General features: G+C 57.9%; 11 protein-coding genes. 4 read left to right on the top strand and 7 right to left on the bottom strand.

What is annotated here, in order from left to right:
* Positions 1 to 30: 30 nt before the first annotated feature.
* Genes guaA through VGR81_04130 form a run of 3 tightly spaced genes read right to left on the bottom strand, consistent with a single transcriptional unit; the run spans position 31 to position 5,247 of the window.
* Positions 31 to 1,656, bottom strand: a complete 1,626-nt coding sequence (gene guaA / locus VGR81_04140) for a glutamine-hydrolyzing GMP synthase (protein HEV2288124.1) — start codon at positions 1,654 to 1,656, stop codon at positions 31 to 33.
* A 16-nt stretch (positions 1,657 to 1,672) separates the two neighbouring features.
* Complete coding sequence (leuS, locus tag VGR81_04135) at positions 1,673 to 4,204, bottom strand: leucine--tRNA ligase (GenBank protein HEV2288123.1); 2,532 nt, start codon at positions 4,202 to 4,204, stop codon at positions 1,673 to 1,675.
* On the bottom strand, positions 4,201 to 5,247 hold the full coding sequence (locus VGR81_04130) for a deoxyribonuclease IV (protein ID HEV2288122.1): 1,047 nt from the start codon (positions 5,245 to 5,247) through the stop codon (positions 4,201 to 4,203). Before VGR81_04130 ends, leuS begins: the two co-directional genes overlap by 4 nt.
* A 422-nt stretch (positions 5,248 to 5,669) precedes the next feature.
* Here VGR81_04130 and VGR81_04125 point away from each other — a divergent pair, with 422 nt between their 5' ends.
* The 3 genes from VGR81_04125 to VGR81_04115 all read left to right on the top strand — a co-directional run bounded on the left by VGR81_04125 (position 5,670) and on the right by VGR81_04115 (position 8,340).
* The gene (locus VGR81_04125) at positions 5,670 to 5,978 is read left to right on the top strand and encodes a chorismate mutase (GenBank protein ID HEV2288121.1); all 309 of its coding nucleotides are present in this window, start codon (positions 5,670 to 5,672) and stop codon (positions 5,976 to 5,978) included.
* A 160-nt stretch (positions 5,979 to 6,138) separates the two neighbouring features.
* Positions 6,139 to 7,167, top strand: coding sequence for a 3-deoxy-7-phosphoheptulonate synthase (gene aroF, locus VGR81_04120; GenBank protein HEV2288120.1), 1,029 nt, complete (start codon positions 6,139 to 6,141; stop codon positions 7,165 to 7,167).
* Positions 7,168 to 7,173: 6 nt separating this feature from the next.
* Positions 7,174 to 8,340, top strand: coding sequence for a hypothetical protein (locus VGR81_04115; GenBank protein HEV2288119.1), 1,167 nt, complete (start codon positions 7,174 to 7,176; stop codon positions 8,338 to 8,340).
* 6 nt (positions 8,341 to 8,346) lie between these two features.
* Here VGR81_04115 and VGR81_04110 read toward each other — a convergent pair whose 3' ends face one another.
* Positions 8,347 to 12,969: a choice-of-anchor D domain-containing protein gene (locus VGR81_04110; GenBank protein ID HEV2288118.1), complete on the bottom strand. Its 4,623-nt coding sequence runs from the start codon at positions 12,967 to 12,969 to the stop codon at positions 8,347 to 8,349.
* Positions 12,970 to 13,170: 201 nt separating this feature from the next.
* Positions 13,171 to 15,366, bottom strand: coding sequence for a glycoside hydrolase family 57 protein (locus VGR81_04105; protein ID HEV2288117.1), 2,196 nt, complete (start codon positions 15,364 to 15,366; stop codon positions 13,171 to 13,173).
* On the opposite strand from VGR81_04105, the gene lptF reads away from it, so the two are divergent.
* Complete coding sequence (lptF, locus tag VGR81_04100) at positions 15,352 to 17,787, top strand: LPS export ABC transporter permease LptF (GenBank protein HEV2288116.1); 2,436 nt, start codon at positions 15,352 to 15,354, stop codon at positions 17,785 to 17,787. The genes VGR81_04105 and lptF overlap by 15 nt on opposite strands.
* Before the next feature lie 38 nt (positions 17,788 to 17,825).
* Here the strand turns inward: lptF and udk are convergent, their stop codons facing one another.
* Both udk and ppdK read right to left on the bottom strand, forming a co-directional pair.
* The gene (udk, locus tag VGR81_04095; GenBank protein ID HEV2288115.1) at positions 17,826 to 18,449 is read right to left on the bottom strand and encodes a uridine kinase; all 624 of its coding nucleotides are present in this window, start codon (positions 18,447 to 18,449) and stop codon (positions 17,826 to 17,828) included.
* Positions 18,449 to 21,205 (bottom strand): pyruvate, phosphate dikinase, encoded by a 2,757-nt coding sequence (gene ppdK, locus VGR81_04090; GenBank protein HEV2288114.1) that lies wholly within the window; start codon positions 21,203 to 21,205, stop codon positions 18,449 to 18,451. Before ppdK ends, udk begins: the two co-directional genes overlap by 1 nt.
* Between the last annotated feature and the right edge of the window lie 44 nt (positions 21,206 to 21,249).

Here is a 21,249-nt window from a genome sequence, read left to right as displayed (position 1 = left end):
GCGGGCACGATCGCATTCATTCATCGACAATCACTCCCATTCGATTGTGCTGGGCGGTTTTGAGCTGATGTCGTAAACGACGCGAGTCACGTCGCGAACCTCGTTTACGATACGAACTGAAATCCGCTCCAGCACATTCCAAGGGAGACGCACCCAGTCTGCTGTCATAGCGTCTTCGGATTCGACGACGCGAACGGCGATGGTGTATCCGTACGTCCGAAAGTCCCCCATCACGCCCACACTGCGAACGGGCAACAAAACAGCAAACGCCTGCCAGATCTTCGAGTAAAGACCGGCGCGGCGAATTTCGTCCACAACGATGGCGTCGGCTGCGCGAAGCGTGTCCAATCTTTCGCGCGTGATTTCTCCCAAAAGGCGAACCGCCAATCCGGGCCCCGGAAACGGATGTTTCAAAAGTATCTCGTCCGGCAAACCGAGTTCACGACCGAGCAAACGAACCTCGTCCTTAAAAAGGTCACGAAGAGGCTCGAGTAACTCGAAAGGCAGATCCTTCGGCAGGCCGCCGACGTTGTGGTGCGTCTTGATGACCGCAGAAGGGCCCTTGACGGAGACGGACTCAATGACATCGGGATAGAGAGTTCCCTGAACGAGAAAACGCATCCCGGAGCTGCCGCGACCCGCTTCTGATGCCAGACGCTTGGCTTCTTCGGCAAACACGGCGATGAACTCCGCGCCGATGCGCTTGCGCTTTTCTTCCGGATCCGTGACGCCCTTCAGCCGCGCGAGGAAGCGTTCGCTGGCGTCAACGCCATCGACATTCAGGCCGAGGCGATTGCGGAGCAAGTCGAGCGTCTCGTGATACTCGTTTTGCCGGAGAAGGCCGGTGTCGACGAAGACGTTTGTCAGGCGATCGCCGATGGCGCGATGCACCAAAACGGCAGCGACGGCGGAATCCACTCCGCCGCTCAGGGCGCAAAGAGCATGAGTATCGCCGACACGATTGCGAATCGCCTCGACGGTTTCGGCGATGAACGATGCGCGGTTCCAGTTCTTTTTGGCGTGACAGACTTCGAAGACGAAATTGCGGAGCATGTCGGTTCCGCGCTCAGTGTGGCGAACTTCGGGATGAAATTCGACGCCATAAAGATGGCGCACAGGATCTTCGATTGCGGCGACGGCGTTGTCCGTGCGGCCGGTCGTCTCGAAGCCCGTCGGGAGACCAATGACGTGGTCGCCGTGGCTGTTCCAAACTTTGCCGTGATCGGGAATGCCGCGGAAAAGAGCGGAATCTTTCTCGCGGTCAAGACGCGCCGGGCCATATTCGCGGCGCTCGGCTTTCACGACGTTGCCGCCCAACGCGTGCGCCATCCATTGCATGCCATAGCAGATTCCGAGAACCGGAACGCCGAGATGCAAAACCCGGGAGTCACATTCTGGAGCGCCCTCATCGTAGACGGAGCTGGGGCCGCCGGAAAGGACGATGCCGGCCGGCTCGAGGCGCTTCACTTCGTCGAGCGAGGCGTTACAAGGCAAAATGGCGGAAAAAACTTCCTGCTCGCGAATGCGACGGGCAATCAACTGCGTATATTGGCCGCCGAAATCGAGAACCACAACACCGCCGCGTGTGCTCACGCCCAGTTCCCCTTTTCTTTCGAAATGAGATTCGCGCTCCGGAAGCGCTGCTGCATTGGCCATTGGATCGTCCTCGCGACTAACGCACGACGAGACTGACGAGCTTCTTCGGCACGACAATCGTCTTGGCGATCTGGCGTCCGCTTACGAGCGGCGCAATATGCGGATCGACGAGGGCGCGCTGAAGCTGCTCCTCCTCGCTCAAGCCATCGTCGACGAGAATCTTGCCGCGCAGGCGTCCATTGATCTGAATAATAACCTCAAACTGATCTTCTTTGGCCAAATCTTCATGGTAAGACGGCCACGGAACGCGCGGGATACCCTTCGCAGCAGTGAGTCCCCCGGCGTGGCCGAGGATTTCCCAAAGCTCTTCGCTCAGATGAGGCACGACAGGCGCCATGATGAGCACCAGCACTTCGATGAGGTGCTTAAGGACGGCAGGATTGACAGCATCGTCCAGCGGCTCCTGTGCGTGCAGTTCGTTGACAAGCTCCATCATGAGGGCGACGGAGGAATTGAAGTGCCAGCGAACCTCGAAATCGGAAGTGACGCGCTTGAGCGTCTGATGCGCTTTGCGCAGCAGCACCTTTTCTTTGACTGTAGCGCTGGCGAGGTCAATCGCTTCCGGGCGCGCCGCCGCGACAGACTTCAGCGCCGCAGCATGACGATCAACGAGGCGATAGACTTTATTCAGGAAACGCGCGCAACCCTCGATTCCCTGCTCGCTCCATTCGAGATCTTTTTCCGGCGGCGCAGCGAAAAGCGTATACATGCGCGCGGTGTCGCAGCCATATTTTTGCGCCATATCGTCCGCGCCAACTACATTGCCGTGCGATTTGGACATGGCCCGGCCGCCCTTCTGCACCATTCCCTGAGAAAAAAGGCGCAGAACGGGTTCGCGATGACGGATCAGGCCGAGGTCGCGCATGACCTTGGCGAAGAAGCGTGAATAGATCAAATGCAGGATGGCGTGCTCGATGCCGCCGATGTACTGGTCAATGGAAAACCAGTAGCCAGCTTCCTCAGGGGCGTAGGGCGCGGAAGTGTTGTGCGCGTCGGTGTAGCGATAAAAATACCAAGAGGAATCAACGAATGTGTCCATGGTGTCGGTCTCACGCCGGGCTGCCCCGCCGCACTTCGGACACTTTGCATTCACGAATTCGGGAACGCCGGCGAGCGGGGACTGGCCTTCGCCGGTGAGTGAAACTTTTTCCGGAAGCCGAACGGGCAAATCGCTATCGGAAACGGCAACGACGCCGCACTTTTCGCAGTAGACAACGGGAATCGGCGTGCCCCAATAACGCTGGCGCGAAATGCCCCAGTCCTTGAGGCGATAGATGGTCTCACCGCGACCAGTGCCCTTGGCTTCGGCGTCGGCGGTCATTTTTTCGATGGCGATTTCGGATTCCATTCCAGAGTAAGGGCCAGAATCCACGGCGCGACCGTAAGCGGAGTACGCTTCGGAGAGAGCGCCGGCTTTAAGCGACGAGCCATCGGCGGGCTGCACGACAATTTTCACGGGAATGCGATATTTTTCAGCGAATTCGAAATCGCGCTGATCGTGCCCCGGGACGCACATGACCGCGCCAGTTCCATATTCCGCGAGGACGAAATTGGCGATCCAGATGGGAACCATTTCGCCGGAGAATGGATTCACGGCAAAGCGACCGGTAAAGATGCCTTCTTTTTCCGCTTTGGCGAGATCCGCGGCGCGGACGACTTTTTGGCGCAGGCGATTCCATTGCGCCTCGACAGCGGCGCGGCCACTGATGCCGTCAAAAAGGCCGGGCAGCAGCGGATGGCCGGGCGAAAGGACGATGGCAGTGGCGCCATAAATCGTGTCGATGCGCGTGGTGAAAACTTCGATGACCGCATTTTCCATTTTCGCGACAGGAAAACGGACGCGCGCGCCGCGCGATTTGCCGATCCAGTTGCGCTGCATGGCGAGGACGCGTTCGGGCCAACCCTGCTCGAGATCGGCCATGTCGTCGAGAAGTTCGTCGGAATAATTCGTGATGCGCAAGAACCACTGCTCGATTTCCTTGGCCTCGACCTGCGTGGTTTCGTGGCGCCAGCAGCAGCCGTCGACAACTTGCTCATTGGCGAGAACCGTCTGACACTGAGGACACCAGTTCACTTTGCTGCGTTTGCGATACGCGAGGTCACGCTCGAGCATGCGCAGGAAAAACCACTGATTCCAGCGATAGTATTCGGGCTCGCAGGTGGAAATTTCGCGGCGCCAGTCGTAGCTGAAACCGAAGCGTTTGCAGACGGCCTTCATCTGGGCGATATTCGAATTGGTCCAATCACGCGGTGGGATGCCGTTCTTGATAGCTGCGTTTTCGGCGGGTAAACCGAAAGAATCCCAGCCGATGGGATGCAGAACATTGAAGCCGCGCATGCGCTTGTAACGGGCGATGGAATCGCCGATAGTGTAATTGCGCATGTGGCCCATGTGCATCGTGCCGGAGGGATACGGCAGCATCTCGAGGGTGTAGTACTTGGGCCGAGTCGCGTCGCGGTCGGCGTCAAACGCGCCCTCTTCTGCCCAATTTTTCTGCCACTTTGCTTCGATTTGCTGTGGATCGTATTCGCTCAAGGAACGCGTCACCTTTTCCGTCGTTTGGATTTCTTCGTACTCACTCGCCGACTGCGAATGCGAAAACCATCGGCAACCCGTCCGGTGCGGCGCGGAGTTATGCCGACGAGACGCCAGAGTGTCTCGACGTTTCTGCGGTCGTCGCCGGGACGATCAATGGGAGTTTCGAGAATAAAGGCACGGCCGGTGAGCTGCGGATGATTCAAGATGCGGCGAAATGCATCGCGGCCAATTTTGCCTTTACCGATGTGTTCGTGACGATCGAGATGCGAGCCGAGCGCGGCCTTGGAATCGTTCGTATGAATGACGAAAACGCGCACTAGGCCGACTGTGCCGTCAATTTCGGCGAGCGCCGCTTCCAGACCTTCCACTGAGCGCAGATCATGACCGGCAGCGAAAAGATGAGCGGTGTCCACACAGACGCCGAGAGGCAGCTCAGGACACTGGTCGATGATGCTTTTGATCTCGCTGAAGCGCGAGCCGACGGAAGTTCCCTGCCCAGCCGTGTTTTCGAGCAAGACGCGAAGATTTTCAAAATTCACACCACGTGAGGCTTGCTTCAGTCCGTCGGCGATGGCGGAGATTGCCGCTGACATCGAAGCGCCTTTGCCGCTGCCGGGATGCGCAACCAAGAAATCGGCGCCGAGCGCGATGGCGCGAACGATCTCTTCGTGAAAGGCCTGTATCGAGCGGACGCGCAGAATGCGATCGGGCGAGGCAAGATTGATCAAATAATTGTCGTGAATGACGAGCGGACCGAGCTTTAGCTCTTCGCGGCGAGCGCGGAAGCGTTGCGCGGAAGGATCGACGCCTTTCGCGCCACTCGCGGGACGACGCCACATGCGCGGGCTGGCAGAAAAAATCTGGAGCGCGTTGGCGCCGAGATTGTGGGCGAGATCGAGTGCGGAAGTGATCTCGCCGGCGATAGACGTGTGGATGCCGATGCGAATGCTGCCGTCCATCCACGCAGGCGGAGACGGCTCTGGAACAGGTTCGGGACGATATTCATCACTGGGGAGATACGGCTGCGTTGAACTGTGCTGCGGTTCTTCCATTCCCTCTAAGCGCTGCGTTGATTTCGGATGAATTGATATTCTAGCGGATTAGAGCGGCTTGCGCAAACGACAAAGCGTGAATGCCTTGTGGCCAACGTTTGAGATTTTAACCGGAAATTGATTTGACCGGGCGCAACGAGCTGCATATACTGACCTCCTGAACATGAGCAAGCCGACGGCGCAGTGGCGATATTACGGACTCACCTACCGCTACCCTTACGGGTTTGCGGCCACGGTGAAGCGCAGGCGCTTAGAGGATTCAAGGATGTAGCAGGAAGCGCAAAAGGGTTCACCGAGACCGGCCGCAGACCTCAAGGGTTTGCGGCCTTTTTTTTGGCCCCGGCCCGGCGGCCGTAACGATGCCAATCATTCGTCGCGATGAATTCTCGGGAAATGCCGGATGCAGTTAATTGCGGACAAAAATGCCGAAGGAGACAGAAATGACCATCGGGGACCATCGAAGGCGAGTCGACGAGCTGGACCGGGAGCTCGTGCGCATGCTGAATCGCAGGGCGCAGATGACGATTCAACTTGGGCAATTAAAGAAAGCGGCGGGACTCCCGGCACGAGACGAAGCACGCGAGGAAACCATCCTGCGGCACGTGCGGAGACTGAATCCGGGACCGCTGGATGACACAGCGCTCACGGCAATCTTTCGGGCGATATTGGATGAGTCGCGGCGCGTTACGTCAGAGATGCTCACGGAGACGCCCAGCAAGGGGGGCGAATGACAACGCGTGAGATTTTGGCTCGCCGGAAACGGCGATGCTTCGATTGCAGCGCCGGCGTTCGTTGCAGTACACTTCCTGTTTCGCTTGCGCGCGGCGTGCGCGGCTGGTGTGCGGCGAACATGCACGAAATCCATTTCAGCGTCCCAGGGAGACTGTTTCGATGCTTGTCGTAATGCAAGCTCACGCGACCGAAGAGCAGGTTCAAGCCGTCTGCCGACGGATTGAAGCGCTCGGGATGCGTGCGCACCCGATTCCGGGATCGAACCGGACGGCGATCGGCATCACGGGAAATTCCGGCGCGGTGGACGTCGGGTCGCTCGAAGCGATGCCCGGCGTGGTCGAATGCATACCGGTCAGCAAGCCTTACAAGCTGGTCAGCCGGGACGCGAAGGAAGAAAACACCGTCGTGCGCGTGCCAACCCCCGCAGGCGAGGTGCGCATTGGCGGGCCGGCACTGGCGATTATCGCGGGACCGTGCGCGATCGAGAGCCGCGAGCAAGCGATGGCCATTGCCGCAAGAGTGAAGGCCGCGGGCGCGCATCTATTTCGCGGAGGTGCATACAAGCCGCGGACGTCGCCGTACAGCTTTCAGGGACTCGGCGAGCCGGCGCTGAAAATTCTGGCGGAAGTACGCGAGCGGTTCGGGCTGGGAATCGTGACGGAAGCGGTGGACAACGAGAGCCTGGACCTCGTGGAAAAATACGCGGACGTGATTCAAATCGGCGCGCGAAACATGCAAAATTTTTCGCTGCTGAAGCGCGCGGGGAAAGCTTCGAAACCCGTGCTGCTGAAACGCGGTCTTTCGGCGACTCTGGATGAATTTCTGATGGCCGCGGAGTACGTCCTTTCGGAAGGCAACTATCAACTGATGCTCTGCGAGCGCGGCGTGCGGACGTTTTCCGATTTCACGCGAAACACACTGGATTTGAGCGTGATTCCGGCGGTGCAATTGCGCAGCCATCTGCCGATCCTAGTGGACCCGAGCCACGGAACGGGACGCCGGAATAAGGTTTTGCCGCTTTCGCGGGCGGCTGTTGCCGTGGGCGCGGATGGATTGATTGTCGAAGTGCATCACAATCCCGACAAGGCGCTTTCCGACGGCATGCAGTCGATCGTTCCTGAAGAGCTCGAGCAGTTGATGGGCGAAATCCGGCAAATTGCATCCGTGGTTCATCGCGCGCTGAATTAAGATCCTGTGAGCGTCCCGCCACTCTCGGCTGTCCCTGGCCCACCGCGCAGGAATCGTTCCCGCTGGAATGCGCGGCTGATCTTTGTCCTCATTGTTCTGCTGGGAGTGGCCGCGATTGAGATCGCCCGCGAGCACCGCCCGTCATTTCTGCGGCCGGGACTGCATTTATATGCGTATGTGGCAAACACGGCGGACGGCACGCTGACCGTGGTGGATCTGGTGAGCCTGAAGCCGGAGGCGACGATTCCTGTAGGCCCGGAGCCGAGCGGGATTCGCGCGGATCCAAAACGGGACGAAATCTGGGGAGTCAGCACGGCGGGCGGATACGTCTGGGTGCTCGACACGCGCTCGAACCAAATTGTTTCGCGAATTCGCGTTGGGGCGACTCCTTACGCGCTGGATTTTTCGCCTGATGGCGCTCGTGTGTACGTCGCGGCTTCTGGTGCGGACGCCGTGATGGCGGTTGATTGCGCCTCGCGGCAAATTGTGGCACGCGGGCGAGCGGGGCGACGTCCGTGGATTGCGCGAACGACGCCCGATGGCAAGCTCGTTGTGGTGACGAATCGCGGCGACGCAACGGTTTCCGTGCTGGATGCAGCGACGCTTGCGCCTCGCGGCGTCGCGCACGTGGTTGCCGATCCGGAACAGATAGGAATCATTCCTGACGGCTCGAAGGCTTATATCTCCTCAGGGAGCAGCAACCGCATTTCGATCGTCGACCTGCGAAAATTCGAGACGATCACAAATCTTGATCTCGGCGGCACAACTGGAAGTTTTGTCTTTTCGAAGGACGGTGGAGAGCTGTATGTCGTGTCGCCGGACGCGCATGGATTAATTTTTGTGGACACGTGGACGAACGAGGTTTCGGGCTACCTAATGCTTGGAGCGGCGCCGACACGGGCGATCCTGTCGCCAGACGGCGCGTCGCTGTACGTTTCCGACGCGGGCGCTTCGCATGTGGTGCCTGTAGAGATCGGAACCAGGCAGATCGGCCCTCCGGTAACAACGGGACAGGGCCCCGGCGTCATTCAGTTTGCGCCGATCGGGGATATGGCGCTGGTGGTGGATGCAGGCTCGGATGACCTGGCGGCGATTCGCACGGATACGAATGCGCTGATTACTCTCGTGCCCGTGGGCCGAAGTCCGCGTGATCTGGCAATCAAACTCTTCTGAGATTTGCTACGGCGTGACGGTCAGCGTCAGATTCACTGAGCGGGATGTACCGGTGATCGTTCCCGTCACCACGACGGTGTATGTGCCGGGAGGCGTGGCCGTGCCTTGCGTTGTGTTGTTGCTGTTCCCTCCTCCGCAGGAAGACAATGCCAGCAGACTGAGAACCAGCAAAGGCCGTAGATAACGGCGGCGCGCCTTCGTCTTCATCAAGAACGCCAACATAGCAAGAGCCAAGAGCCAGACTGTCCACAGCGGCACCGGAGTGCGCCGTAATGGACGCGAACCGAAAGGACCGCTGAACGGCGCGAAGCTCTTGGCAGCCGTTGTCGTGAGGTTCACGGTGAAAGGAGCCGCCGAATTCCCCGACACCGTGACGGAAGGAGTGATTGAACACGCGCTGCCGGTTATCGAGTCGCTGCATAAGAGATTCACGGTGCCGGTGAAACCGTTAAATGGCGTCACCTGCATGCTGATGGTCGCTGATGAGCCTGCGGCGACAGTCGCGGAGGTCGAGCCGCCGGAAATGGGTTGCAATTGATAGTCCTGCGCCGAACCATTGAGCGCGTCTGCCTGGGGGCTGTTTGGCGCGTTGTCAGTAAGGACGAGACTTGCCGTGCGCGTTCCGGAGCTTGTCGGCAAGAACGAGAGATTGAGCGAGCAATTTCCTCCTGCAGCGACGGTGACGTTCGATCCAGCGGGAACGCAAGTGCCGGCGGCGGAGAAGTCGCCCGGATCCGTGCCAGTGAAAGCGATATTGCTAATCACGAGTGGACCGTTGCCGGTGTTTTGCACCTGAACAGGCACGCCCGCGACCTTGATCCCCACGACGGTCGTGGGAAATTGCAGACCGTTGGGAACGAAGAGAGCGGTCGGCTGCGCGCCGGTGCCGGAAACAGGCAACGTCTGCGGTGACGTGGTGGCGTCGTCGGTGACGGTCAGAAGCGCGGAGCGAGAGCCGGTGGCCGTGGGCGTGAACGTGACGGAAATCGTGCAAGAACTATTTTGATTGAGAGTCGACGAAGACGAGGGGCAATTGTTTGTCTGCGAAAAGTCGCCGGGATTTGTACCCGTGAACCCAATGCTGCTGATGGTTAGCGGGCCGCTGCCGGTGTTTGAGAGCATCACCGTCTGAGGCGGCGTGCTCGAAGTCGAGACATCCTGCGGGCCGAAAGTTAAGTTCGGCAGCGAGAAATTCACGCCGGGGGATGTTCCCGTGCCGGATAGAGGAATTGATTGAGGAGATGTACTGGCGTTGTCGGTAACCGTGATGCTGGCGGAGCGAAGGCCGGTCGCGGTCGGCTTGAAAGTTGCATTGATTGTGCAGGAATTATTCGGCGAAGTAGAAGTGAGTGTGGAGGGCGAAATCGGGCAATTGCCCGCGGGCAAAAGAGAAAAATCACCCGGGTTTAAGCCGGCAAGCGAAATGCTGGAGATCGAAAGAGCAACGTTGCCGTTGTTTGTGAGAGTAACGGGCTGTGACCCGGAGGCGACGCCGATGTTTTCGTTTGTAAATGTGAGTGATGCGGGAGAGGGGATGGCCTCCGGCGTAGCAGCTACCTCGGTCCCGGAAAGCGACACTGTGACGGTCTCCGTGGCATTCGTGGTATCCGTGAGCAAGATGGAGACTTGGGCTGAAAGTGTTTGCGGAGGATTTGGTTCATTCGGGGCGAAATTCACGGCGATTGTGCATGGTGATCCAGGGGTGAGCTGTAAACCAGTCGTGCAGGTGTTACCGGTGGTAAACGCAAAGTCCGACGCGTTGGTCCCCAAAAGCTGGACTGTAGTCAGAGTAAAGTTGTTGGAGCCGACGTTCATCAGCACAGGGTTCTGCGGTGCGGGGCTGGTTAGACCTTGCGGCGTGCTCGGGAAGACTAATGAGTTCGGAGCGAGATTGACTTCAACCGAAGTGCCTGTTCCTGTCAGATCCAAGACTTGCGGGCTGCCAACGCCGTCGTCGGTAATTTGCACTTCGGCAGTTTCCGGCCCGACGGTCGAAGGAGTAAAAACGACCTGGAAGTCGCACCTGGCTCCTTGCGCAAGCGGCGGGTTGGCCAGGCAACTTGTGCCTGTGCTTGGGCCGCTGGCGACGAAATCGGAAGCGTTTGTGCCTGAAACCGTGAAACCGGTAATGTTCAGAGTTGAGCCAGCAGAGCCGTCATTTGTGAATTGCACATTCAGCGGAGGAGAGGATGTGCCCTCCGCGAAGGAGCCTATGGCGCCGACCGAAGGGGCATACGCGCCGCAGGCGGGAGGGCCGCTGGGGAGCGTGACAGTGGTTAGAAAAGTGTCCGACTCTGCGGGCGTGAGCGCGCAGCTTGTGCAGGTTGGCTGTATGCCGGTCTGAGGAGCGCCGGTGACGAGCGGATAATCATTGGATGTGGTGTCGCCAGCGACGACGGCATCTCCGGCAGAGTCCGTCGCGACAGCGTTGGCTTCCGTGCTCGCGCTGCCAGCGAGAAAACTGTTGTAAATGAGCGACGAAGCACCGCTCACTGTGGGATTTAGTTCGGCGAGAAAGGCGTCCTGACTGCCGGTGAAACTTTGTAAAGAGCACAGGACCGGGAAATTGTTCGAGGTCGTCTTGCCGACAACGTATACCTGTGGCGCAGAAACCACCGGCGGCGAAACCACGGCAATTCCCTGTCCCGAATCTGAGCCCGTTCCGCCAAGATAGGTTTCGTATTGGAGGGAAGTAACCGTAGGCGTGGCGCTGGTCTGAGACACAACAGCGAGAAACGCGTTGCTGGTACCGTTGAGCGACGACTGAAAAGGTGAATCGGGCAGGCCGGAAACGATGAAATCTGCCGATTGAGTTACGCCGGTGATGTAGGCGTCTGGCGGTGATGAAGTGTCGACAGCGATGGCGAGCGCCTGGTCTGCGCCGCTGCCGCCGAAGGTCGAAGCGTAAACGATCCCGCCGCCTGAAGCGGGATTGATCTGCATTACAAAAGCGTCAGACGAGCCACCGCCGGGGCCGCCGGAAAAACGGTTGGTCGCCGGAAAGTTAGTCGCTGGGAGAGACGTAAATCCGGCAATGTAGGCATGGCCAGAGCTATCGAGCGCAATGCTCGTGCTCGCCACCGTGGCGTCGATACCAAAGTAGGTTGCGTACGCGAGGGTGCCTGTGGATGCCGTAAATTCGGCGAGGAAACCGTCGCTCGCACCGCCGCCATAGGTTGACTGAAAACCCGTCGTGATTGGCGGTATCGCTGTCAGCAAATCCGTGGAGGATGTATCGGAGGTTATAAACACGTCTCCGGTGGAATCTGTGGCGATGCCGGCATAGCCTTGCGCGGCTTCCGCGCCGCTGCCACCGTAATATTCAGAATAGTTCAATCCGCTGCCGGCGCCGTTCAAGTCAGTGACGGTCATATCCGAGGAGCCGTCGAGAGAACTGCCGGGATTGCCGGAAGTCACGGTCACTGGAAAATTGGCGGAGGTGGTCCAGCCGAGGATGGCGAGATTGGGAGGGTTCGAAGCCCCGGGAGAATTGTCCAATGCGATCATTCCGCCTTGATCGTTGCCGGAGCCACCGATGAAGGTCAGGTACACGAGGCCGCTGGCGCCGCCGCTGGGGTTAGGATTGATTTTTGCCACGAAGAGATTCGATGTAGCACCTGAGCTGGCGCCACCGCAGGTCGTAGATGTTACGTCGTTGCAGGTCGTCGATTCAGGAAACGTTGTGATATTGGTGGTTGTTCCGCCGACGTAAACGTTCCCTGAAGAATCGACAGCGACGCTGTTGGCCTTGTCCGCGCCGTTGCCGCCGAGGAAAGTTGTATAGGCAATAGAAATCTGGGGATCGACGACGAGTGGAAGATCGGCGCGATACTTGCCGACGGTGAAGCCAATCTCATCACGACTGAGCAGTTTGTAGCCGCCAGCGACATCGATGCGGCGTCCGTGATCCTGCTGATAAACCTGCGGGCGATGCATAGCGATTTGACGACTGCCGACACGCACAAGGACGTCGCCGACGCGATTCATTTGCAGGGCGCTCGCTCCGTGAAAAAGGAGCCGGGCGTTTCGCAAATCGCCGCCGGGCTGGACGATCAGATCGTATTCGAGGCCGTGGAGATTGCCATAGAACTGAGCGTCAATCTGCGGATAAAGGCCGCGATATTGAACGCTGGCATAGTGCGGAACGTTTGTGTGCCATTTGCGAGGATCGTTGCCGAGGAGATAGTTGGTCTTGCCCGGAAGCAATCGTTCGCCGCTGAGGCGAACATTCTTCTGCGCGCCTTCGAAATCCATTTGGAGAGCTGTCTGGCGCGGTGCAAGGGATTGAGTCCCGGGCTTCGCGGCGCGACTGGACCATACGATGGCCAAACTGTCCTGCGCCAGAAACAAGGAAGCGTCATTCGCACGAGCGAGGAATTTCGCTCGCGGCGCAGCTTGGCCAACGTTGGGTTCAAACTCCCAGGAGAGATTCTGCGGCGGACTGGCACCTTGCTTGAGAGGCGCGAACGAAAAACGGGCGCGGGCAGCAGCAGGATGTTGCGTATCTTGAGGGAAAGGAACATGGCGACGAGGCGCCCGCCGGACGATGAAAACGCACCCAAGGCCCAAGGCGAGCACGGCGAAGGCGGCGAACCGAAAAAATACCTTAGAACGAGAATTGAGCGACACCCAGCACCGTGACCGAGAGGTGAAGACACGTATCATAGGGAAGGCTGACGTCTTATCCCAAGCAATGGGGGACAGAGAACCAATATACGCATATCTCGAATTCTGTCAATCGTTTACTGTGGGGACAATTATGCCCAGAGGTCGCCGAGCAACGCCATTTTCTTGCAATATGGCGATCATTCGAAGAGGCGGGAGTAAAGATTAGGACGGTTCGACTGGCCATGCGAAATTCTCTTCTCCTAGGCGGATTTCAATCGAGCCTTCCGGCGGAAGCAGTTCGATGGGAAGGCCACCGCGCCACAAAGAGACGCTCAAGAGGACGGACTGCTGCCCTCGAAGAGAAAAAAGTTCCTTGGCAACGCCGACTTCGATGACTTTGCCGATTGCCGCGGCATATTTAGCCGAATCAGGCGAGATTTCGGCAGTGTCTTTTTCGGCTATGGCACTCACAAGCTTGCCTTCGCCAAGCTTAAGAGAAACCTCGATTTCGCAACCCGCCTGGAAGATGAACCGAAACTCGCAATTCGCAAGCTGTTCGAATCCTTCGCGCGTCGGGTCGAGGCGCACGAATAGCCATTCTTCATTGAAGCCAAAGAGGAGTTCGCCGAGGACATACGGCTGGCCGTGCATCGAGGCGCCGCGTCGCGCTGCGCCGAACTGTCCGGCACCGAGCCACTCGAAATAGGAGCTTACGCGTCCGTCGATGAAAACATGGAGCCAGTCCGTCGGCGGCGCGGCCTGGGGCGCCACGCCGATTTTCTTGATGGGCTCGGCCAATGCGCGCGGCGCTTCGCGGCCGAGAGCGGCGTAAACTTGCGTCAGGTGCTTGCGATAGAGTTCGTCGAACTCACGATCGTTCTCCGAGCCGTGCTCCGGCCCGTACCACCAGCACCAGTCGCTCCCTTCGGCAGCGAGCAAGGAGTCATACGCAGCGGCAAGATTCGGCGCGACCGCGGCGGCCGGTGCAGCAGCGTGGCTTGCCGCTTCCGCCTCGGCATAGGCCTGGCGCGCATCGCGCAAAAGCTCCCAGGCACGAATATCCTCAGAAGAACCGGTCCAGATATCGAAATTCGCATCGATCCACGAGCCGGGGAAAATTCCTTCGAGAGTGCCGATTTCGCCTGCCGCGATGGCTTCCGACGCCGTGAGCGCGCGAATCTCGGGGTCTTCGGAGATTTTTTTGTACAACTGCTTCAAAAACTCGCGGCCGCCGCCGCGATAGTATTCCCAGGCGTTTTCCCCGTCGAGAATCACCGACACCGTCGCGGGTTTGTCGCCCGAAGTCTTTTCGCCGATGATGCGAAGGCGGCGATGAAAATCCGCCGCCGCGTCATTGGCGCCCATACGGGAATAGACAAAGCCGATGAGGTCGGAAAGATAATGGTCGCGGAAAAATCCGGCAATTTCCTTGTCGCCGAACTTAAATCGCCACGGCGAATAGAGTTCGTGGGCATTTTCCGGCACGCCGCCTTCGTCGCGCCAAAAACCGATATTTCGCGTACGGCCAAGGATTCCCTCATCCGTGGCGAACCAGCGGAAACCCATTTCGGCGGCGATGGCGAGTACTTCATCGGAAACAGAGCCTTCGGAGGGCCAGAGGCCTTCAGGAAGGCGACCGAATCGCGTTTCATGGTACCGGCGAGCGCGAAGCAATTGCTCATGCGCATCCTGCGGGAAACGAAAGGGCGGAGCGAGTTCCGGTGAATGCGGGTTAGCGACACGCGCGATTCGCGAATCGCAGAGCAGCGGAAGAATGGGATGGAAAAACGGCGTCGTTGAAATTTCGATTTGGCCTCGCTCGGCAAACTCACGGTACGCGGGCAAAACCCTTCGCAACAATTCCGCCTGTTTGGCGTAAAGCTTCTGTTTGTCTTCTTCAGTGAAATTTTCTCCGCGGCGCGCGAGTTCGGAAACGACGGGATCCAGCGCGAGATATTCTTCGTCCATCCAGGCAAGCTGCGAGAGCAATTGCAAGTCACACCAGTCGCGGATGTTGAATTCTGCGAGCGTGCGCTCCCGGCCAAGCTTTTGCGACCACTGGAACAAATTTACGAATCGCGACCAGCGGCCCATCAGGTTTTCGTGATTTACCTGAAAAGCGCGGCCGAGGATTTCTTCCTTATTGATTTTGCTCAGTTCGGCCGCCGGCTTGAACGCCGTGTCGACCCAGGGGTCGTTGAATATGCCGCTGGCGTATTCCTCGATTTGTTCGGCCATGGAAGGCACAATGTTGAAGGTCGCATGAAAGTTGGGAAATTCACGAAGGCTTTCCACCATACCCCAATAATCTTTCAACGCATGCAACCGAGTCCACGGGAGGATGTATCGATTGGTTGTGGGGTCGCGGTAAAGCGGCTGGTGCATGTGCCAGAGGAGGACGAGGTGAACACGGCTCATGCGAGATGTCTTTCCAATGCCGTCCGGCCGCTCGTGCTAGAATGGCCCCGCGCACCGATGCGCATCCTCGATCGATACATTAGCCGTGAAGTCGTCTCGCACGCCTTGCTGGGGCTGGCCGTTTTCACATTCGTTTTTTTCGTGCCACAGCTTGTGCAATTGATGGGATTGATTGTGCAGCACGCAGGCACGGCGGGACAAACCATCACTCTGTTTCTCTGCTCGCTGCCGCCGGTCCTGATTTTTACGCTGCCGATGTCCATGCTGGTCGGCGTACTGATCGGACTCGGAAGATTTTCCGCCGATAGCGAAATCGTAGCGCTAAATGCCAGCGGCGTGGGACTGCGGCGGTTGCTGGTGCCGATCGGCGCAGTGGCGCTGGCGACGACGATTGTCAGTTTCGCGATCACACTTTGGCTCGGGCCGCTTTCCCTGCAAAAATTGCGCACGCTCGAATATCAGCTTCGAACCTCGCAAGCATCGCTCGCCATTCAGCCGCGCGTTTTCGACGAACGCTTTCCCCACTACGTTCTGTACGTTCGGGACGTCAGCGCTTCCGGCGCACAATGGCGCGGCGTCTTCGTGGCGGAGTCAAATTCCTCAGCGGGCTCGAAGGTGACCCTGGCAAAGGACGCCATTGTAGTCGCCGATTCCAAGCAGGGCAAGCTCACACTGCACTTTGATGACGTTTCCACACACGAATACGATCCGGATGATCCCGAGCGCTACGACCTTTCGACTTCTGCGGAACAAGCGACGGACCTGCCGCTCACCTCGCCGGCCGCGACGTCGCAAGGCGCGCGAAGCCTATCCATCAGAGAGCAATCGCTGCACGACCTGCTCGTCGCTAAGGGAGCCGCCCGGCGAGATGCGCGCGTGGAGTTGCAGCAGCGGCTTGCGTTTCCGGCTGCATGTCTGTTTTTTGCACTACTCGGAATCCCCGTGGGAGTGCGGCCACGACGCGGCGGGCGCGCCAGCGGTTTCATTGTGACGATTTTACTGATCTGCGCCTACTACCTTGTCTTCGTTGCAGGCGTGCATTTCGCGCAGCAAGGTTCGATATCGCCGTTCCTCGGCGTTTGGGCGCCGAACATTGCCACTCTTTTGGTTGCCATTTGGTTTTTCCGGCGCATCGAGCAGATTCGACCCGAAGCGCGATGGCTGGAGCACGTGAGAAGAATTTTGCCGCACAGAGCGCGAAAGCAAGCTGGCCCTTCCGTGTTCGCGGCAGCGGAAAAGAGCTCGGCGGCGACGGCCAGCGTAACGTCCAATGGACGCCTTGAAAAGCGACAGGACGCGCGAGATCGGATGAACTATTCCACCGGCGCGTTTCCATTGATCCTCGATCTCTACGTCCTTCGCACGTTTTTTTTCTGGCTGGTGGTGATGCTGGCCGGCTTTATGGTCTTGTTCGACGCCTTCACGTTATTTGACCTACTCGGCGACATCGCGCGCAATCACATCGCCGTTTTCATCGTGATGGATTATTTTTTCCATCTTTTGCCGATGATGGTCTATCAACTCCTGCCTCTGGCCGCGCTCGTGGCCACGCTCGTGACGCTTGGACTGATGGCGAAGAACAACGAAGTGACGGCTTGCAAGGCCTCCGGCGTGAGCATGTTCCGGCTGGCGATACCCCTGTTGCTTACTGGCCTGCTGTTGACCGCGTGCATGTTCCTGCTCGATGACACATTTCTTCCATACGCAAATCAGCGGCAGGACGCTCTTCACGATCAGATCAAGGGCCGCCCGGCGCAAACCTATTTCCAGCCGGCACACCAATGGATCTTTGGCGAACACAACGACATTTATAATTACCAATTCTTCGACCCTGACAATAACCTTTTCGGCGGGTTGAATGTGTTTGAACTCGATCCCACGACATTTCAAGTGCGCCAGCGCATTTTCGCACAGCGAGCTAAATGGGAACCGACGCTGAAGACGTGGGTCCTGGAGAGCGGCTGGATTCGAGAGTTCAATAATTCAACGGTGAGCGCCTACACGCCCTTTCGTGTCGATTCCCTGCCGGACATTTCGGAACCGCCCACGTATTTCAAGCGCGAAGTTTTTCAGTATTACCAGATGAATTGGAGCCAGTTGGGAAATTACATTCGCAGCTTGCACAAGGCTGGGTTTGACACGGCGCGATTGTCGGTGGAATGGCATAAGAAATTTGCGTTTCCGCTGATTACGCCGATCATCATGTTCGTCGCAATTCCGTTTGCATTTCTGGTAGGGACGCGCGGAGCTACGGGAGGCCTGGCGCTTGCGGTGGGAATTGGAATCGTTTATTGGGCAGCGGCGGCGTTGTTTGAGGCGATGGGCGCCGTAGGGCAATTACCGCCGCTGGTCGCGGGATGGGCGCCGGATGCGATCTTTGCATTCGTTGGGCTTTACTTCTTCCTGAAGATGCCAACGTAAGTGCACTGGCGGCCGAAAGCTCCTCGGGCGAGCGAAATCTATTTCGCCATCAGCGAACGGACTTTCTGGATGACAAGATCTACTCCTGCCTCGTTATGGCCGCCCTCGGGGATGATGACGTCGGCATAGCGTTTGCTAGGCTCGACGAATTCGAGATGCATGGGACGCACGGTTTTTTGATATTGCTCGACGACGGATTCGAGCGTTCTGCCACGATCTCGAATGTCGCGGACGAGCCGGCGAATCAGGCGCAAATCGGCATCGGTATCGACGAAAATCTTCAGGTCCATCAATTTCCGCAGAGCCTCGATTTCAAAAATCAAAATACCTTCGATCAGGATGGCGGGCTGCGTCTCCAATCGGACTGTCTCAGGCAGTCTGCGGTGCTGCGTGAAATCATAAATGGGCCGGTCAATCGACTGGCCATCGCGCAATTTGCGGACGTGCTCGACGAACAGCGCAGTATCAATGGCATTGGGATGGTCGAAATTCTGCCGCGAACGCTCTTCCAATGTCAGATTTTGAAGATCGCGATAATAGTGGTCCTGCTGCAGGACGAGAACGCCGCTCGCGGAAAGCGCCTGCGACAACCGGTTTGTGATCGTCGTTTTACCAGAACCGGTTCCCCCGCAGATGCCAATAACGAACGGCCTAGAGCTCATCAGGCGCGCGCTCTCTTATGTTTTCCGCTTTTCTTCGCCGCTTTTTCCTCAATCACCACCTGGGCAGCGGCCAAACGGGAGATCGGTACTCGGAAAGGCGAAGCACTTACGTAATTCATTCCGACCTTGTGGCAGAACTTCACGCTTGCCGCGTCTCCGCCATGCTCGCCGCAGATTCCGACCTTCAGCTTCGGCCGTGTCTCACGTCCGCGTTCGATGGCCCATCGGATCAGCATCCCGACACCCGATTGGTCGAGGGTCTGGAACGGATCAGCGGCGAATATAGCCGCCTTTTTCTCGTCGACATATTCCGGCAAAAAGCGGCCGGCATCATCGCGCGAAAGACCCATGGTGGTCTGCGTAAGGTCGTTCGTGCCGAAAGAGAAGAACTCGGCGACTTCAGCAATCTGGTCCGCGAGCAGAGCTGCGCGCGGAAGTTCGATCATCGTGCCAACGAGATAGTTAAGTTTTACTTTATGTTTTGCGATGACCGCATCGGCAACGTTCCGCGTTTCGACTTCCAGAATTTTCAATTCTTTCTTATCCATCGTGAGCGGATGCATGATTTCAGGAGATACTTTAATTCCCTTCTTCTGACATTCGATGGCCGCTTCGATGATGGCTGTCACCTGCATGACTAGAATTTCGGGGTACGTGATACACAAGCGGCAGCCGCGATGACCGAGCATGGGGTTCGCTTCGTGAAGCTGAGCCACGCGCCGGACCACCGTTTCCACTGGTACGCCGATCTTCTTGGCCAGTTCTTCCTGCTTGGGGCGCTCATGGGGCACAAATTCATGCAGTGGCGGGTCGATAAGGCGGATCGTGACGGGAAATCCGTCCATGGCTTCGAAAATTCCGATGAAATCGCGACGCTGAAATGGCAGCAGTTTATCGAGAGCGCGCTGACGAGCCTCTTTCGTATCAGCCAAGATCATTTCCTGGATGGCCAACTGGCGTTCGACGCTCTTCTCCGGCTGCTCGAAATCCTTGAAGAACATGTGTTCCGTGCGGCAAAGGCCAATCCCTTCAGCGCCCATCTCCCGCGCGCGCCGGGCGTCAAAAGGCGTATCGGCATTGGTGCGCACCCCAAGCTTGCGAACGGCGTCGGCCCACCCCATCACGATGGCATACGCCTTCGGAGCCTCAGGACGCGCTAGAGGAACCTGGCCTTCGTAAACAATACCCTCATTCCCGTCGATGGTGATCCAATCTCCCTGAGCAATGACGCGTCCGCCGACGCGCATCTGTTTCTTGGAATAATCGATGTCCAAAGCTTCACACCCCACGACGCAGCATTTTCCCCAACCGCGCGCCACAACCGCAGCGTGACTTGTTTTGCCGCCAGTGGCCGTCAGAATTCCCTGCGCGGCATTCATGCCACCCACGTCTTCAGGGCTTGTTTCACGACGAACCAAAATCACTTTTTCGCCTCGCGCATTCCAATCCTCCGCTTCATGCGCTGTGAAAACTGCCTTCCCGGTCGCTGCGCCCGGAACAGCATTTACGCCGGTGGCCAATTTGCGCTTAGCGAGGTCATCCTTCGCTGCGTTGGAAGCGATCACGGGATAAAAAAGCCGCTCAATATCTTCCGGCTGGATGCGCTGGATGGCTTCCTCGCGCAAGATTAGGCCTTCATTGGCCATATCCATAGCGATGCGGAAAGTGGCCGCCGGCGAGCGCTTCCCCGTACGCGTTTGCAACATATATAGCTTGCCGTCCTCGACGGTGAATTCGAGGTCCTGCATATCTCGATAATGACGTTCGAGCGTTTGGCGAACCTGTTCAAGCTGCTTGTACACCTTGGGCATGAGCTTGGACATTTCGCTGAGGTGCATGGGCGTGCGAATCCCCGCCACAACGTCCTCTCCCTGTGCATTGATCAAGAAGTCGCCGAAAAAATCTTTCTCGCCCGTGGAAGGATCGCGCGTGAAGCACACGCCTGTTCCGGAGTTGTCGCCGCTATTGCCAAAAACCATCTGAACTACGTTCACGGCCGTACCGAGTAGACCGGTGATTTTTTCGACGCGACGATATGTGACCGCCTTTTCGCCCATCCATGATTCAAAAACTGCGGCGATTGCTCCCCAGAGCTGCTCCTGCGGATCTTCAGGAAACTCCTTGCCTGTCTTTTCTTTGAAATATTGTTTGTAGGCCGCGACGAGTTCTTTCCAGCCTTCTGCAGAGACTTGCGTATCGTCTTTCACCTTCAAGCGCAACTTTAAGTCTCGCAACTTGGCTTCGAGCTCTTCTTTGGGCAATCCGATCACAACGGATGAGTACATCTGCACAAAGCGACGGTAGGCATCATAAGCAAATCGCGGATTGCCTGTCCTCTCGGCGAGGCCGACGACCGAACGAGAGTTCAGACCCAAGTTCAAAATCGTTTCCATCATGCCCGGCATGGATCGCGCCGAGCCAGAGCGCACGCTCACAAGGAGCGGATCTTTCGCGTCGCCAAGTTTTTTGCCGGTGATTTTCTCGAGCCGCACCACATTCGTCTTTACCTGTGCAGCCAGTTCCCTGGGATGTTTGCGGTCATGCTTCAAGAAATAGTCGCATGCGACCGTCGAAATGGTGAAACCCGCCGGAACGGGCAGGCCGATACGCGTCATCTCGGCGAGACCGGCACCTTTGCCGCCGAGGATATCCTTCATTTGTCCGTTACCTTCTGCTTTCTTTGCCCCGAAAAAATAAACGTATTTCACTGACCCTCGTCTCTGGCCACGCTGGAGCCGCGACAAATCCAATTTCATGTTTGTCGGCGCGCCGACACGGCCGGCTATCCATAAATTTTTGA

Source organism: Candidatus Acidiferrales bacterium, assembly GCA_035934015.1.
Classification (GTDB): domain Bacteria; phylum Acidobacteriota; class Terriglobia; order Acidiferrales; family UBA7541; genus DAHUXN01.
The sequence above is the reverse complement of the archived record's forward strand: the minus strand, read 5'-3'. Positions and strand labels throughout refer to the sequence as shown.

What these genes read in the sequence shown, in the direction of transcription:
- guaA (HEV2288124.1), bottom strand. Translation starts at nt 1,656, where the DNA reads ATGGCCAATGCAGCAGCGCTTCCGGAGCGCGAATCTCATTTCGAAAGA.
- VGR81_04130 (HEV2288122.1), bottom strand. Translation starts at nt 5,247, where the DNA reads ATGGAAGAACCGCAGCACAGTTCAACGCAGCCGTATCTCCCCAGTGAT.
- VGR81_04125 (HEV2288121.1), top strand. Translation starts at nt 5,670, where the DNA reads ATGCCGAAGGAGACAGAAATGACCATCGGGGACCATCGAAGGCGAGTC.
- aroF (HEV2288120.1), top strand. Translation starts at nt 6,139, where the DNA reads ATGCTTGTCGTAATGCAAGCTCACGCGACCGAAGAGCAGGTTCAAGCC.
- VGR81_04105 (HEV2288117.1), bottom strand. Translation starts at nt 15,366, where the DNA reads ATGAGCCGTGTTCACCTCGTCCTCCTCTGGCACATGCACCAGCCGCTT.
- udk (HEV2288115.1), bottom strand. Translation starts at nt 18,449, where the DNA reads ATGAGCTCTAGGCCGTTCGTTATTGGCATCTGCGGGGGAACCGGTTCT.
- ppdK (HEV2288114.1), bottom strand. Translation starts at nt 21,205, where the DNA reads ATGAAATTGGATTTGTCGCGGCTCCAGCGTGGCCAGAGACGAGGGTCA.